The sequence below is a fragment of the Desulfacinum infernum DSM 9756 genome, from assembly GCF_900129305.1.
GTDB classification, from domain to species: Bacteria; Desulfobacterota; Syntrophobacteria; order Syntrophobacterales; family DSM-9756; genus Desulfacinum; species Desulfacinum infernum.
Window position 1 is genome coordinate 1 of the sequence record NZ_FQVB01000038.1, and the last position, 15920, is coordinate 15920.

The 15920-nt window shown below is 61.3% G+C and carries 12 protein-coding genes; 6 read left to right on the forward strand and 6 right to left on the reverse strand.

Annotated elements, in window-relative coordinates:
• Together BUB04_RS20430 and BUB04_RS15550 are read right to left on the reverse strand one after the other, a co-directional pair.
• Positions 1–195 (reverse strand): IS1634 family transposase N-terminal domain-related protein (locus BUB04_RS20430; protein WP_492215224.1); only part of this gene is annotated, 195 nt, incomplete at its 3' end.
• A gap of 86 nt (positions 196–281) precedes the next feature.
• Complete coding sequence (locus tag BUB04_RS15550) at positions 282–677, reverse strand: YuxH family protein (RefSeq protein ID WP_073041162.1); 396 nt, start codon at positions 675–677, stop codon at positions 282–284.
• 63 nt (positions 678–740) lie between these two features.
• Here BUB04_RS15550 and BUB04_RS15555 point away from each other — a divergent pair, with 63 nt between their 5' ends.
• From BUB04_RS15555 to BUB04_RS15575, 5 genes are all read left to right on the forward strand, one after another.
• Entirely contained in the window at positions 741–1616 is an 876-nt protein-coding gene (locus BUB04_RS15555) for an EamA family transporter (RefSeq protein ID WP_073041164.1), read from the forward strand.
• 5 nt (positions 1617–1621) lie between these two features.
• Positions 1622–2557, forward strand: a complete 936-nt coding sequence (locus BUB04_RS15560; protein WP_073041166.1) for an AEC family transporter — start codon at positions 1622–1624, stop codon at positions 2555–2557.
• Positions 2558–2745: 188 nt separating this feature from the next.
• Entirely contained in the window at positions 2746–4371 is a 1626-nt protein-coding gene (locus BUB04_RS15565) for a cache domain-containing protein (RefSeq protein WP_073041168.1), read from the forward strand.
• Between the two features lie 454 nt (positions 4372–4825).
• A complete protein-coding gene (locus tag BUB04_RS15570; protein WP_073041205.1) occupies positions 4826–5500 on the forward strand; it encodes a Crp/Fnr family transcriptional regulator in 675 nt (224 codons plus the stop codon).
• A 172-nt stretch (positions 5501–5672) separates the two neighbouring features.
• Positions 5673–9107 (forward strand): hybrid sensor histidine kinase/response regulator, encoded by a 3435-nt coding sequence (locus BUB04_RS15575; RefSeq protein ID WP_073041170.1) that lies wholly within the window; start codon positions 5673–5675, stop codon positions 9105–9107.
• A gap of 513 nt (positions 9108–9620) precedes the next feature.
• Here BUB04_RS15575 and BUB04_RS15580 read toward each other — a convergent pair.
• Positions 9621–10706, reverse strand: a complete 1086-nt coding sequence (locus BUB04_RS15580) for a TRAP transporter substrate-binding protein (RefSeq protein ID WP_073041172.1) — start codon at positions 10704–10706, stop codon at positions 9621–9623.
• Positions 10707–11041: 335 nt separating this feature from the next.
• On the opposite strand from BUB04_RS15580, the gene BUB04_RS15585 reads away from it, so the two are divergent.
• Complete coding sequence (locus BUB04_RS15585) at positions 11042–11983, forward strand: DMT family transporter (protein WP_073041174.1); 942 nt, start codon at positions 11042–11044, stop codon at positions 11981–11983.
• Positions 11984–12044: 61 nt separating this feature from the next.
• Here BUB04_RS15585 and BUB04_RS15590 read toward each other — a convergent pair whose 3' ends face one another.
• Genes BUB04_RS15590 through BUB04_RS15600 form a run of 3 tightly spaced genes read right to left on the reverse strand, consistent with a single transcriptional unit; the run spans position 12045 to position 15709 of the window.
• On the reverse strand, positions 12045–13367 hold the full coding sequence (locus BUB04_RS15590) for a TRAP transporter large permease (RefSeq protein WP_073041176.1): 1323 nt from the start codon (positions 13365–13367) through the stop codon (positions 12045–12047).
• Complete coding sequence (locus tag BUB04_RS15595) at positions 13367–13912, reverse strand: TRAP transporter small permease subunit (protein ID WP_073041178.1); 546 nt, start codon at positions 13910–13912, stop codon at positions 13367–13369. Before BUB04_RS15595 ends, BUB04_RS15590 begins: the two co-directional genes overlap by 1 nt.
• A gap of 33 nt (positions 13913–13945) precedes the next feature.
• Positions 13946–15709 carry a gamma-glutamyltransferase family protein gene (locus tag BUB04_RS15600; RefSeq protein WP_073041180.1) on the reverse strand — a complete coding sequence of 588 codons (1764 nt, stop codon included), beginning with the start codon at positions 15707–15709 and terminating at the stop codon, positions 13946–13948.
• Positions 15710–15920 lie beyond the last annotated feature (211 nt).

Below are 15920 nucleotides of genomic sequence, written 5' to 3' on the forward strand. Positions count from 1 at the left end.
GCGTTGCCCGGTGAGGATCTCTTCAATGCGATTTGCTAATCCTTTTAATTGTTTGGGCTCGAGGTCCAGCTTTCCCAAATTGAGAAGAGTCCTCTGCCTAGGCCCCTTGGGAGTCCTGTAGGACTCGACCAACTGGTGGTAGAAGTAGGTGGTTCCCGTTTGGTGATCTTTTTTTCTGACTCGTCGAATGAACATAGTAGCAGGACATTAGCATGAGGAGGGAAGGCGAGTCAATGCGGGCTGCCCTTTTTCTACCACTACACCGAATTTTCGGGGCCTCATCAACGACCTTTCAGATAGTTAGATGAGCAAAATCGGTACACTGTCGCACTATGCAGCATATAGATGACAAACTTGGGGTAGGGGGCTTCCTGGAGCAGCAGGTTCTGCGTGAAATTCACGAAAGCCTTGACCCCGCCGGTAAAGGAATCGGTTCCCGTGAGAAGAAGGAGGTTTCGGATGACGGACAGGGAGGCACTGTCTCCATCCACGATGCGGCTTTCCTGGTCGTCGGGGGTTTCCCTGTAGAGGATTTCGTAACCGAAGATCCGGAGTTTTCTGTCCAGGATGGGCTGGCGGGCGATGAAGCTATCCTTGAGGGGCAGACCAGGGGGCGCGGATGTCTGCTGAGGCTGACGGGGTTGTGTGGAAGAAGACCCGGGAGCTTTGTGCCGCATAATCATCCGATCGTGATGGCGCGGGACTGAACGGTTCCATTCACTTCCATTCGAGGCGTTCCCATGAAATGGGTGGTTCTCTCCCTTCTGACAGCCGGAGCCTCGGCTTCCACCGATGCCTGGACCAAGAGGTTCTTCGGTCACCGAAGCACAATGGAAATGGCCGCCTTCCCGCTCGCCTACAGCCTCCCGCTATTTCTGGGAAGTCTGCCCTTCGTGACCGTGCCCCCATTGGACGCCGTGTTTTGGTGGAGCTTTGCCGTTTCCATCCCGCTCAATTGCGTCAGTTTTTACCTCTACATGGCCGCCATCCGTGTCTCCCCGCTGTCGCTGACCCTCCCCTTCCTGTCCTTCACCCCGGTCTTCATGATTCTGACCGGCTTTCTGGTCCTGGGGGAAGTGCCTTCACCATGGGCGGTTGCCGGGATGCTGGCCGTGGTCCTGGGCGGCTATCTCCTGAACGCTCCTTCGATGCGTCACGGCCTGCTGGGGCCCTTCTCGGCAATGCGCGCCGAAAAAGGCACGATCCTGATGGTCGCCGTTGCTTGCATCTACAGCCTTTCCGCCGTCGTGGGCAAGAAGGCGATCCTGCACTCCTCTCCTCTCTTCTTCGGCATGTTCTTCTTTCCACTTCAGAACTTTCTTCTTATGCTGTGGGCGTTCATGTCCAGACGTGTGGACAGGCGGTTTTTCCTGTCCCGGGGTTCCGTCTGCAGGGGGGCGCTGGTGGGGCTCTTCTACTATCTCCATGTGTTGTGCCACGTGTGGGCCATCTCCCTGACCCAGGCATCCTACATGATCGCCTTGAAGCGGTTGAGTGTTCTGTTCGGACTCATTTACGGCGGCCTTCTTTTTAAAGAGGAGCATCTGGGCTGGAGGTTTACGGGCGGCCTGTTGATGGTCGGGGGAGCGGCCGCCGTGGTGCTAGGAGGGCGTTGACTGCCATGGGGGGGATTGGGGAAAGTGTCGTTCCTGTTTTCGCCCTCATCGCCTTGGGCGCCGCCCTCCGACGGACCGGGTGGACCGATCCCGATTTCCACAGAGTTTCCGATCGGCTCGTCTACTACATCTTTTTCCCCGCCATGCTCTTTTGGAAGATCGGAACGCCGGGCCATGCGGCCGGGTTGAGCCCCGCCGCGGCCGGAGCGGCCCTTTCGGCGGTGATCCTGGTGTATGGACTGAGCCTGGGCTTTGCCGTTCTTGCCCGCATGCCGGCACGGCAGGTGGGGGCTTTTTCCCAGTGTTGTTATCGATTCAACACCTACGTTGGCATGGCCGTGGTTTTGGAGGCGCTGGGCGAAGGTGCGGTGGCCCATTTCGCCCTCATCATCAGCGTGTGCATTCCCGTGATCAACGTATGTGCCGTGGGCACCCTGCTCTGGTTTTCGGAAAGTGTCTCCAGGGCCCGATCGCCTTGGTTTTTCGTAAAGAATGTTCTCAATAATCCGCTGATTCTGGCCTGCCTGTCGGGCTTTCTCTATGCCCGTCTGGGCACCCCGTTTCCCAAACCCGTGGAAGCCCTTTTTCGGCTGATGGCCTGGGGAAGCCTGCCCTTGGCGCTCCTCTCCATCGGGGCATCGCTCGATTTCCGCAGACTCCGGCACCATATCCTGCCGAGCCTCGCGGCCGCCGGCCTCAAGCTGGTTGTCCTCCCCGCGGTGGGCTACGGCATGCTGAGACTTTTCCATGTGGGCGGGTTGGCCCTGAAGACGGCCATGATCTTCTTTTGCCTTCCCACATCCACGGCCATCTACATCCTTTCCTCTCAGATGGAGAGCGACCCGGAACTGGCTTCGGCGGGGATCGTCATCTCTACGCTCCTGTCCGTCCTTTCCCTGTCTCTGATTGTCTTTTTCATACATGCCGGCGTGTTCCCTTAGGTCGGATTCCCACTTACGACGGGGGCTCGCGCCGCCGCGGGCCCCGGTGGGAAGCCAGGTAACCCGATAGGCCCCTTCGGTCGGAACGGGGTTCCAAAAATTCCCAGTTTTACGCTCAAGATTCGGTTCCCGCCTGCCGATTTAGAAGGCAAGAGGAAGTTCGAACATCTTTCGACGGAGGGGGAGCCATGGGAGCACAAGGAAAAAAGCGGATCAAACTGAGGACCAAGATCTTGTTCCTGGGCCTGGGGGGCGTGGTGGCTTTCGCCGCGGTGCTCGCCTGGGTGGCGTGGGACGTGGAATCCCGGATGATGCAGGAGAAACGAACCGCCACCCGGCATGCGGTGGAAGTGGCCTACTCCATCCTGGAAAAGTACCACGCTTCGTTCCAGTCCGGTGTCCTGAGCGAAGAAGATGCGAAGAGGGCGGCGTTGGAGCAGATCGCGGCCATGCGCTACGGAGGCGGTGACTACTTCTGGGTCAACGACCTGAAGCCCGCGATGGTCCTGCACCCCATCAAGGCCGATCTGAACGGGAAAGATTTGAGTGATTTCAAGGACCCGCAGGGCAAGCACCTTTTCGTCGAGTTTGTCAAAGTCTGCAGGGAAAGCGGAGAAGGCTTTGTGGATTACCTGTGGCCCAAGCCGGGTTCGGACAAGCCCGTGCCCAAGATATCCTACGTGCGCCTCTTCAGCCCGTGGGGATGGATCGTGGGCTCCGGTATTTACGTGGACGACATACAGGCGGATGTCAATTCCTTGAGGCTGTCTTTCCTCGGTGTCCTTGGGCTTTTCGCCCTGCTGGGGCTCACGGGGACCTGGATCGTTTCCCGATCCATCGCCAAGCCCATCACGGACGTGACCGATGGGCTGAATGCCGGCTCGGAGCAGGTGGCGGCGGCGGCCGCCCAGGTGTCGGCGGCCGGCCAGTCACTCGCGGAAGGCACGTCGGATCAGGCGGCGTCCATTGAAGAGACATCTTCCGCGCTCGAAGAAACGGCATCCATGACCCGCCAGAACGCCGACAACGCCAACCAGGCCCAAGCCATTGTGCGCGAGTCGGGGCGGGATATGCACGAGGCGAAGGGGGCCATGGCAGAGCTCACCACGGCCATCGAAGCCATCTCCAGCGCCAGCCAGGAGACGCAGAAGATCATCAAGACCATCGACGAGATCGCCTTCCAGACCAACCTGCTGGCGCTCAATGCCGCCGTCGAGGCGGCGCGGGCCGGAGAGGCCGGTGCGGGGTTCGCCGTGGTGGCCGACGAAGTGCGGAATCTGGCCATGCGCGCCGCGGAAGCCGCGCGCAGCACGGCGGAGATCATCGAGGACACGGTGAAAAAGGTTCGGGACTGCTCCTCCCTGGTGGACAAGACCAATAGCGCCTTCGCCAAGGTGGAAGGAGGAAGTCGGAGGATCGGGGAGCTGGTGGAGGAGATTGCCGCGGCGAGCAACGAACAGGCTGAAGGAATCGAACAGATCAATAGGGCCGTGGCGCAACTGGACCGGGTCGTCCAGCAAAACGCGGCCCATGCCGAGGAGACCGCATCCGCATCCAATGAGCTCAACCACCAGGCCGAACGCATGCGGCATTTCGTGTTGGAACTCCAGGCCATCGTTGGCCAAAACGGGAGGCGGCATAAGCGCGGCGCAAGGGTGGAAGATCATTCCGGCGGTGTGAGAAAGGGCGCCGGCAGCAAGGGAAACGGTGCCTGGACGGGGAAACAACGGACAAAGGCCCCGGCTCCCCCAGCCGTCAAGAAGCCGGAACAGCCCATTCCTTTCGACGAAGATGAGGATCTTGCAGACTTTTGATCTTCAACGTCCACCTTGTGCTCCCTGAGGTACCTTTCCCTCGCGCAGGAGGAAGATCCCAACTGCAACGGCCGGTTCGCCGATTCTTCCCGGCGGGCCGGCCTCCCCGCTGGGCCGGGCCCTCACCGGATTCATGGTCTGGGAATCCAACCCGAAAAGAGGACCCGAGCATCCCCATGTTCGGGAAACCCGAGGCGCGTCGCGATCCGAGAGTCAAACGTGTTTCTTTTGACAACCAAATAAGATAAGTATTGTTAAGATGTTCCAAGGGAACGGCGCGTTGGGATCCGAATCGTCGCAGGCATCTCCATGGCGAAAAGGAGTTCAGCCCGACGAGCGCTTCTTTATCCAAGGTTTGTTGCACCTTTCATTGTCGCAGCATGGCGTGGGGGCAACGGTTTAATCGCTCGGTGAAGAGGGAAGGGTTGTGGAACCGGATGGTCGGGAACGACGCATGGAAATGTTGGGCCGCGTCCCGCTCTTTCAGGGAATCAACAGCGAACGACTCCGAAGGCTTGCCCATATCTCCAGCGAGAGGCTCTTTCAGAAAGGCGAGGCGCTCTTTTTTCAGGGGAGGAAAGCGGAGGGCTTTTTCGTCTTGATCGAGGGCCGGGTCAAGGTTTTCAAGGTGTCCCTGGACGGTCGGGAGCAGATACTTCACCTTTTCCAGGGAGGCGAAATCATCGGAGAGGTACCGGTTTTTACCGGCGGGGCTTATCCCGCCCATGCGGAAGCGCTGACAAGATCCACGGCTCTCTATGTGCCGAGAGACGGGTTCGTGAGGCTGGTCCGCGAGGATGCGGATCTGGCCCTGGAGATGCTGGCCGTCCTGTCCAAGCGGCTGCGTAGGTTTGCCGCTTTGGTCGAAGATCTTTCCCTCAAGGAAGTCCCGGGCAGGCTCGCCGCCTATCTGCTCTATCTGTCCGACCGCAACGGGGGCGGCGACCGGGTGGAACTGGACATGACCAAGACCCAGCTGGCGAGTCTTCTGGGGACGATCCCGGAAACTCTCTCCAGGATATTTGCCAAGCTTTCCGGGGCGGAACTCCTTTCCGTGGAGGGTCGGACCATCACCCTGTTGGATCGTGACAGCCTGCACGCGTTGGCGCAAGGAGAGAAAGTGGTCTGAAGGCGGGACTGAAAGAATCTTCGAGCATTCCCAACCCCGTCACTCCCGTGAAAGCGGGATCCCATAACGTGCTGGAAAATCCTCTCAAGGGAGAAACAACAGAGGCATTTTCGGAAGCTCTGCCGGAAATGCCGCATCCGCCAGGTTGCCTCAGCTTTTCCGGAGCTCTCCCATGACGCTGAAACAGCAGACAAGCCTCCTGCTCGCCGGAGTCGTCTCGATCATTGTGGGGGTGTCGAGCATTCTCTATCTGATCTTCCTGGAAAGGACGTTGCTGAGAAGCATCCAGGGGGGGCTTTACAGCACAGCCGAAGCGTGCGTCCATCATGTGAGCCAATTTCTGGTCAGTGCCGTTCAAAACGTGACCTTCATGGCCCAGGCGCTGCCCGTGCAGGAGATGGCGCCGCGGGAGGTCCCGCAGGTGGAGAGGGCTTTGAGGGACTTCACGGACACTTTTGCCTTTTTCGACAACGGCATGTTCGTCCTGGATGCCCGGGGAAGGCTTTGGGCGGACTACCCCGCGCATCGGGATCTTCGCGGGCGGGACTTCAGCCATCGGCACTACTTCAAGAAGTGCATGGCGGAGAAAAAAACGATCATCGGAGTGCCCTATCGGTCTCAAAGGACCGGGGAGCCGGTCCTCACCATTGCCGCTCCCCTTCGTGACGCCCAGGGAGGGATTCTCGGCATGCTTGGTTGCTCCGTGCGTCTGTTGGCGCCCCATGCCTTCGGACACCTCCGGACGTTGGCTGTGGAAGGAGGTGGCCATGTGGTCCTTTGGACGGCGGCGGGCCTGCGGATCATTCATCCCGACCGGAAGATGGTTCTGGGCTACGAAGATATGGAGTCCATCGGGCGGATTCTCAAGATGGTCGATGGCGGGAGGTCCTTCGAGGAAATTCGGATGGGCGGCGACGAGGAGGTGTGGATGGTGACGGCCCGCCGGGTGCCGGAAACGGGATGGATCCTGGCCGTGTTGGTGCCCAGGCAGAAGGCTCTGTCCCCGTTGGGCTATGTGAGGGCCGCGGCGGCGGCCGGGATGTCCTTGGCGGTGCTTCTTGCCGCCTTGATCGGGATCGTCTTTGTCCGGCGCATCGTCGAACCGTTACGGGTTCTCCAGGCGCAGGCGGAAGCGCTGACCCCCAACGAAGATGATCTCTTTTCCGCCGCGGAGGCGTGCCGCACGTCGCCTCCGGAACTCTCCGCGCCGTGGGGCCGGCGAGGGGGTGCCGAGGAGATCCGGGCCATGTGGAAGGCTTTCCAGGCCATGTCCCGGGGACTTTCGGCGGCCCTGTCCAAGTGGCACGAAACGGCACGGGACTGGGAACGGACCTTCGATGCCACCCATGAGGCCATCCTCGTGGTGGATGAAAACGGCGTGGTGGAGCGTGCCAACAGGGCGGCGGAGAGCCTTTTCCATGGACGAAGGACGCGTCTCATCGGCAGCCCGTGGCGGGAGGTGTTCTTGGAATTGGCGGGGAAAAGCGCTGAGTCGTTCGATCCGCCGTCATCGGACCCCTTTTGTTTGTCCCGAAAGGATTTCTATTCGCCCGCCTTGGAAAAACATCTGGAGGTAACGAGCCGTCCTTTGAGTGATCCCGAGGGGCCCGAGGCGGGATCGGTGGTGGTTATCCGCGATGTAACACAACAGCGGAGGTACGAAGAGGAGCTCAGGGCGAGCGAGGAAAAATACCGTCTGCTCGTGGAACACCAAACGGACCTGGTGGTCAAGGTGGATCGGGATGGGCGCTTTCTCTTCGTAAGTCCCTCCTACTGCGACCTCTTCGGCAAGAAGGAAGAGGAGCTCCTGGGGCAAAGCTTTGTGCCGCTGGTCCACGAAGAGGACCGGGAAAAGACGCTGAAGGAGATGCAAAAGCTCTTTCGCCCCCCGCACACCTGTTACGTGGAACAGAGAGCCATGACTCGCCACGGGTGGAGATGGCTGGCCTGGGCGGACATGGCCGTGTTGGATGCCGACGGGCGGGTGGAAGCCATCGTCGGGGTGGGGCGGGACATCACGGCGCGGAGAGAGGCCGAACTGGCGCTGGCGGAAAGCGAGCAGCGATACCGGTCGCTGGTGGAAAACACCCTGGACGGTTTTTTCATGGCGGACATGGAAACGGGGCGATTGATCTTCCATAACGATCGGATCCTGGAAATATTCGGTGCGGACAATAGCGGACTGGCGGACCTCAACATCTGGAGGCTTATCCACCCGGAAGACCGCCCGCGTGCCATGGAGGCGTTGGAGCGGCGGAAACAAGGCCTGGTTTCCCCCAATGCCCCTCCCAACACTTATCGCATGAGGAGACAGGACGGCAGATACTTCCTCGCCGAGGTATCCCCCTCCCTGGTGATGCATCAGGGGCGCTGGGTGCTTCAAGGGGTCCTTCGGGACATTACGGAAAGAAAGAACCTGGAGCAGCGCCTGATGCACGCCCAGAAGCTGGAAGCCATCGGGGTTCTGGCGGGCGGGATCGCCCACGACTTCAACAACCTGCTGCAAACCATTCACGGATTTTCCGAACTGCTGCTCATGCGCTGCGGAGATGATGATCGCGTCCGAAAGAGCGCGGAAAGGATTCGGCAGGCCGCTCGGCGGGGGGCCGATCTCACCCAGGGATTGCTCACCTTCAGTCGGCGCATGGAAACCCATCCGCGCCCCACGGACCTGAACCGCGAAGTCCGGTCTCTGCAAGGCATTCTGGAAAGGACTCTTCCGAAAACCATCCGAATCCGGGCAAACCTGGCTCCCGAGCTGCCGCCGGCTCTCATCGACCCGACCCAGATGGAACAGGTCATCATGAACCTGGCCATCAATGCCAAGGACGCCATGCCCGAAGGGGGGGAACTGGGGATCGAGACGGCTGTGGAGGAAATACAAGAAACGGAAGGGGAGGGGGCCGAGGATTTTTTGAAGCCGGGGATTTATATCCGCCTGTCCGTGTGGGATACGGGTTGCGGAATGGATCCGGAGACGTGCCAGCACATCTTTGAGCCCTTTTTCACTACCAAAGGGGTGGGAGAGGGCACCGGCCTGGGCCTGGCCATGGTGTACGGGATCGTTCGGAACCATCGGGGACATATTCGTTGCTCCAGCAAACCGGGCAAGGGCACTCGATTCGAAATCCTGCTGCCGACAGCCAGGGAGTTTCAAGAAGGAGACGAGGCGGGGGCCTTCGGAGTGGACTTGCCAGGGGGGCGCGAAACCATCCTGATCGTGGATGACGAACTGCCGATCCTGGAACTGGCTGAAAACGCATTGAGGGAAAAGGGCTATCACGTGCTGAAGGCCCTGGACGGGGCGTCGGCGCTGGAAGTGCTGGAGCGGGAGCGGGATAAGATTTCCCTGATTGTGCTGGATCTGCTCATGCCCACCCTGGGGGGGGACGCATGTTTGGAGGAGTTGCGCCGGCGGGGCGTTTCCTGTCCCGTAGTGATCGCCAGCGGAGCAGGGGTGCATCCTGCAAGGAAGGAGCGGCTGGAAAGGCGTTGTCAGGCCTTCATCAAGAAGCCCTACGACTTGGGGGAATTTCTCACCACCGTCCGACGGGTCCTGGACGGCGGGAAGGCGGCGCCGTCGCAGCCGGAGAGGGACGAGGCCTAGGAGCCTGTCCGAGAATGGCAGATTTGCGCCGTTCAACGCCCATGTGTCATCCCCGCGAAGCTTGTCCCCGGCTTGAACGGGGAGCGGGGATCCAGAATTTCCAGTAAGTTATGGACTCCCGCTTGCGCGGGAGTGACGGGTGGCGGAGTTTTCGGACAGCCTCCTAGAGTTTATCCGAAACCGACAAGGGATCTGTCTTCTTTCTTACCCGTGGGGCTTCAGCCCTGCGGGAAGGGGCCATCCTAACCCAATTGGGGGACAGGCAACATCCGATGGCCATCCGACGTTCGGGGGGCCTCCGCAGCCCTAAAGGGCTGCGCTACGAGGAAAACGGGCCTCCTTGGCGTTTTCGGAGAAGTTTGCAGAAGCCTGTCTGACCATAACCGATTGGCGCGGTTCAACACCCATTCGTCATCCCCGCGCAAGCAGGGATCCAATACAAAAACCCCCGCCGAAGCGGGGGCTTTCCTATGCACGGAAGGAAGTCTAACCTGGTCGCCGCTAAGGGATGGGTCAGCCGATGGCGTTATAGTAAGCCCCCTCGGAAACCGTTCCCCAAGCGCCTACCTTGGCCTTGAAGGCCTTGAAGGCCTCGTGGACCTTGCGGGCCATGGGGTCCTTGTCGGCCTCCTCCTCGATGGTCTCGTCGGCAAGCTTTCGAAGCGCCTTCAAGACCTCATCGGGGAAGCGGACCAGCTGGACCTTGTGTTCGTTGACCAGGGTCTGAAGAGCCGCCCCATTTTGGGATTCGAACTCGCATAGACTCCACAGGTTGGTCTCGGCCGCGGCGGCATCGATCACGGCCTGCAGATCCTTGGGCAGGCTGTCGTAGGCCTTCTTGTTGAAGATCACCTCCAGGGTGGTGCCGGGTTCGTGCCAGCCCGGATAATAATAGTACTTGGCCGCCTGATAGAATCCCATGCGCAGGTCGTGGAGCGGGCCCACCCACTCGGTGGCGTCGATCACGCCGCGTTCCAGCGAAGTGTAGATCTCCCCGCCCGCCAAGAGCACCACGGTGCCGCCCGCCTTGGCCACCACCTTGCCTCCCAGGCCGGGGATGCGCATCTTCAGGCCCTTGTAGTCGTCGATGGTGTTGATCTTCTTGTTGAACCAACCGCCCATCTGCACGCCGGTATTGCCCTGGGGTCGGGGCACCACGTTGAAGGGAGCGTAGACTTCTTCCCAAAGCTGAAGGCCGCCGCCCGAATAGAACCAGGCGTTGTTGCCCTGGGCGTTCAGGCCGAAGGGAACCGCCGAGAACCACTGGGCGGCCGGGGTCTTGCCGGCCCAGTAGTAGGAGGCACCGCTTCCGCATTCCACGGTACCCTGACTAACGGCATCGAAGGTGCCGAGAGGCGGGACCAGTTCGCCGCCCGCATAGACCTCGATCTTGATACGCCCCTCGCTCATTTCCTCCACGCGCTTGGCAAAGCGCACCGCACCCGTCTGAAGCACCGGCAGTTCGGGCGGCCACGTGGTCACCATGCGCCATAGGTACGTCTTGCCTTTGGGCCACACGTAAGGGGCGTTCACCGTGGTGGCCGCTGCGGCCGCTGCCGTACCGACGCCCACCTTCTTCAGGAAGTTTCTTCTGTCCATTCGTTCCTCCTCTTGCGTGGATCTTGGTTGGATAGGACCTCACATACCGTGAAGGGGTGCGACTCTTGGGACACGAGGATCCCCAAGGTCACGGTGACACCAAAATCACGACTAATTGACTTTGCCGCGGCACTCGTGTGGGGTTGGTCGCCTGTGTGAACGTGACAGACTGCACGGGAAGAGGCGAGTTCCGGGACGAGGATTCAGAGAACATGCCGAATGCCGCGTGAGTGAGCCTCTTATCTAGCACGGTTGTTTTGAAATGGCAAACGTTGTGCTATAAAGCACTATCTCTCGGGACTGCCCGTTTCTCGCAAACCGTAAAGGATAGATCCATGGTTCGACTCGTCCTGTTGGGGCTGGCGGCCTCCGCCTTTTTCAGCGCCACCTTCATCCTGAACCGATCCATGAGCCTGGGGGGCGGTCACTGGTTCTGGTCTGCATCCCTCCGGTACCTCTACATGATCGGCATCCTGACGTGCTGGATCACGGTGCGGCACGGTCCCGGTCGACTGAAAAACCTTTTCAGGCTCTTCGCCTCCCACCTCGTCTTCTGGTGTGTGGCGGGCGGCATCGGATTCGGCGTCTTCTATGCGGCCTTGTGCTTCGCCGCCGATCATGCCCCCGGTTGGGTGATCGCCGCCACGTGGCAGGCCACCATCCTGGCCACGCCCGTTGTCCTGGCGGCCTTCGGCCGCCGGGTTCCGGTCCGTGGGGTGCTCTTCGCCGTGGCCATCTTCCTGGGCATCGCCCTGGTCAACGCCGAACACGTGCAGCGGGGTCTGGGGCTTCGGGAGGCTCTCCTGGGCGTCCTCCCCGTTCTTGTGGCCGCCTTGGCCTATCCCACCGGGAACCAGATGCTCAACACGGCCTGCCACGGCGGTCGGGGGCGCATACCGGCCCTTCGATCCCGGCTTTTGGAAGACGCTCCCAGCTGCGTCTTTCTCATGACCCTGGGATCCGTTCCCTTCTGGGTCGTCCTGGCCCTGTTCGTTCTCCCGCCGGCACCCGGGCCGACCCAGTGGTTGCAGACCGGCCTCGTGGCCCTTTCCTCCGGGGTCATCGCCACGTCCCTCTTCTACCACGCCCGCAACGCCACCCACGCTCCCATGGCCATTGCGGCCGTGGACGCCACCCAGGCCGGCGAGGTGGTTTTCTCGCTCCTGGGAGAGATCGTCTTCCTTGCCGGAGCCTGGCCGGATCTTCTGGGCGGGCTGGGCCTGGTTCTCATCGTAGCCGGCCTGGTGGGTTACTGCCTTTCGGGAAGGCAGGCGTAGGGGCGAATGGCCATTCGCCCCCACGTTTCCAGGTGCCGGAGGCGCCGCCGCGGTTCGATTCTCAGGATCCGAAGACCACCCTGGGGAGCCAGGTGGCGAAGGACGGAAAGAAGACCAGGGTCAGCAACCCCATTAGCTGCAGGATCACAAAGGGAATGATCCCGCGGTAGATGTGGCCGGTGGTGATCTCCGGGGGCGCCACCCCCTTGAGGTAGAAGAGCGAGAATCCAAAGGGCGGCGTCATGAAGGACGTCTGGAGATTCACGGCGAAGAGGATGGCGAACCAGAGGGGATCGAAGCCCATGTCTTTCATGATAGGCGCCAGCACCGGGATGTGGATGAAGGTGATCTCGATGAAGTCCAGGAAGAATCCGATCACGAAGACGATGGTCATGCAGATGAAGAGCACGCCCCACTTGCCGTAGGGGATGTGCTCGATGTAGCTGCGCACCCAGTGGTCGCCGCCGAGTCCGCGGAAGACGAGACCGAAGGCGCCGGCGCCCACCAGGATGATGAAGACCATACAAGTGAGGCGCGTGGTGGTTTGCATGACTTGGGCCAGAATCTCCATGTTGAACCGCTTGTTGGCGGCGGCCAGGACCATGGAGCCCGTTGCGCCCACGGCGGCGGCTTCCGTGGGGGAGGCGATGCCGGCGAAGATGGACCCCAGCACGCTCACCATGAGAAAGAGCGGGGGGACCAGGGCCCGCATTACGCGCCTGAAGAGACCGGCTTCCAGGATCTGGTCCCATTCTTCCCTGGGGATCAGGGGGGCCCACTTCGGTTTGATCCGTGCGATCACGGTGATGTAGATGATGTAAAGAACCACCAGCACCAGGCCTGGGATGACGGCGCCGATGAAAAGATCCCCCACCGACACGCCGATGATGTCTCCCAGGAGAACCAGAACGATGCTGGGCGGGATGATCTGCCCCAGGGTCCCCGAAGCGGAGATGGTGCCCGTGGCCAGTTCGGGCTGGTAACCCCGCCGCAACATGGTGGGAAGGCTCAGCAGTCCCATGGTGACCACCGTGGCGCCCACGATACCCGTGGAGGCGCCCAGCAGGGCCCCTACCACCACCACCGAGATGGCCAGCCCACCCCGCATGCGCCCGAAAAGGAGCGCCATGGTTTCCAAAAGCTCCTCGGCGATCCCGCTCCGTTCCAGCATCACCCCCATGAAGACGAAAAGGGGCACGGCCAAAAGCGTGAAATTGGTCATCACACCCCAGATCCGCAGGGGCAGCAGGTTGAAGAAGTCCCATCCGAAGCCGATCAGGCCGAAGCACAGGGCGGTTCCCAGCAGGGTGAAGGCCACGGGAAAGCCGAACATGAGGAGGATGGTGAGGACAAGAAACATGATTCCGGGAAGGGATTCCATCATCAGTGCGCGCCCTCCTTCCTTTCAGGACGGAAGTCCGATTCAATCCCTAAAATGACCATGAGGCTTCGAAGGGTCAGGGGAATCCCCTGCAGGGCCACCAGTGCGAAACCGATGGGGATCATGGCCTTCAGGATGTAGCGTGCCGGCAGTCCTCCCGGGTCGGGGGAACCCTCGTTCACCGCCCAGGAATTCATGACGAACTGCCAGGAGGTGACGATGATGAGGTAACAACCGGGAAAGAGCGCCAGGAGGGCGCCGAGGAAGTTGATCCAGGCCTGGGTCTTCTTGCTGAAGCGTTGGTAGAAGACGTCCACGCGCACGTGGTCGTCGTAGAGCAGGGTGTAGCCGGCACCGATGAGAAAGAGCACACCGAAAAGGTGCCATTCCAGCTCCTGGACGAACACGAACGTGATCTTGAAAAGATAGCGCATGATCACGTCCACGGTGACCACCAGCACCATGAGGAGCGCCACCCAGGAGACTCCCCGGCCCACGGCCCGGTTCACGGAATCCAGTCTGTCACAAAACCTGCTTATCCAGTGCATGGGTTTTTCGTTGTCCTCCTTTCTCCAATGGGCTCAAAGAGCGAGGGCACAGGATGGAAAGACGGCGGCCCGGTGGCCCCTGGGATCGGCTCCCGCTTCCAGAAGGCCGTCGTCTTCCCGGGCCACGGCGCACACGAAGCCCAGAATCCAGGGCTCCGTAACCACCACCTTGTGGCCCCGCGCCAGCAGTTCGTCTCGCACCGCCTCCGGAATGCGCGATTCCACCCGGAGAACCCCCGGTTGCGCTTCATGAGGATGGAAGGTGCCCGGGAAGTGATCGGAACAGACCTTGGGCGCTTCCAGGGCCTCCTGCATGTCCATGCCGAACACCACCCGGTTGAGGAAAAACTGGATGGTCCACTGGTCCTGCTGGTCTCCACCCATGGTGCCGAAGGCCATCCAGGGGCGGCCGTCCCGAAAAGCCAGGGACGGGGTCAGGGTGGTGCGGGGGCGCTTACCGGGAGCGGCGGCGTTGGGGTGGGCCGGATCCAGATAAAAGGTCTGAAGGCGCGTTCCCAAGGGGAACCCGAGGGAAGGCACCACCTCGTTTCCGCAGATCCAGCCGCCGCTGGGCGTGAGGGCCGCCAGGTTGCCTTCCGCATCCGCCGCGGCCACATGGACCGTGCCGTATCCCCAGCTCTTCCAGACAAAGACCCTCTCGGGGTCCAAGAGGGGCCGCCCGGCGACCGGATCGCCCGGCCGGTGATGGGTGTCGGCCCTGCGCGGATCGATCAGGGCACGGCGCGTTTCGGCGTAAGCCGCGCTCAGCAGGGTGCCCAGGGGCACGTCCACAAACCGCGGATCGGCGTAATACTGCTCCCGGTCGGCGAAGGCGAGTTTGGCCGCTTCCGTCCAGGTATGGAGATAATCGGCGCTGTTGTGTCCCATGGAGGGGAGGTCGAAGCCGTCCAGAAGGCGAAGCATCTGCAAAAAGACGGGGCCCTGGGACCAGGGGCCGCACTTGAAGACCCGGGTGTTTCGAAAATCCACGAAGACCGGTTCTTCGAACAGGGTCTCATATCCGGCCAGATCGGCCATGGTGAGGAATCCGTCCCTTTCCTGGACGAATCGTTCCATTTCCCGGGCGATGTCGCCGCGGTAGAAGGCGTCCCGGGCCGCCCGGATCCCCCGTACCCGGTCTTCCCCGTGCCCGGCGGCGGCATCCAGGAGGGCGTCCAGGACCTGACCATAGGCGGTGTTGACCAAGCGCGATCCCACCGGAAGAGGTTGGTGATCGGCGGTCATATAGAGACGGGCGGTCTCCGTCCATCGCTCGGCGAAAAATCGGGCGTTTTCGCGGATGCCGAACTTGGGCATGTGGACCAGGCCCCGGTGCACGGGAAAGCCATCAAATGCCAACCGGCGGGCAGGCTGGAGAATTTCGGAGAGCGGAAGGCTCCCGAAGGGGGCCAGCATGTCCAGAAGCGCCGCCACGGCCGCCGGTGTTCCGGCCACCTCCGCCCCCTTGGGAGGCAGAAGATCCAGCCCCCTTTGGCGGTAGGCTTCCAGGGTCGCCCGCTTCGGGGCCTGCGTGTTGCCGTTGACCGAAAAGACCCGGTCCTGGGCTGCGGAATAAAGCAGCATGGGGCATTCGCCCCCGAGGGTGAACATGTGGGGATTCACCAGGCCTTCCACGAACGTGGCCGCCGCGGCGGCATCGAAGGCGTTACCCCCCTTCCTGAAAATTTCCACGGCGGCCTCAGCGGAAAGATAATGTTCCGTGGCCACCGCCCCTCCGAATCCCTGGACGGGATGCAGATGGGTCTTCTGAACCGATCCTGATCCGAAATCGCGCATAACCCCCTCGCCGACCGAATATCGCCATTCGATCCCTACAAGAAAGTTCCCTGGATCCCTGCGGGAGGATGGGGAGTAGGGGACCACCGTTCCCCAAGACGCGTCACGGGGTGAATAGCTGAGAGCGGGAGCCTGAAGATTGTTCTTCCGTGGCTGCTGATCGTGCGGAATGCGGGTCACCCCGGAGCTCGTTTCGCGTCCGGCGGGCAGG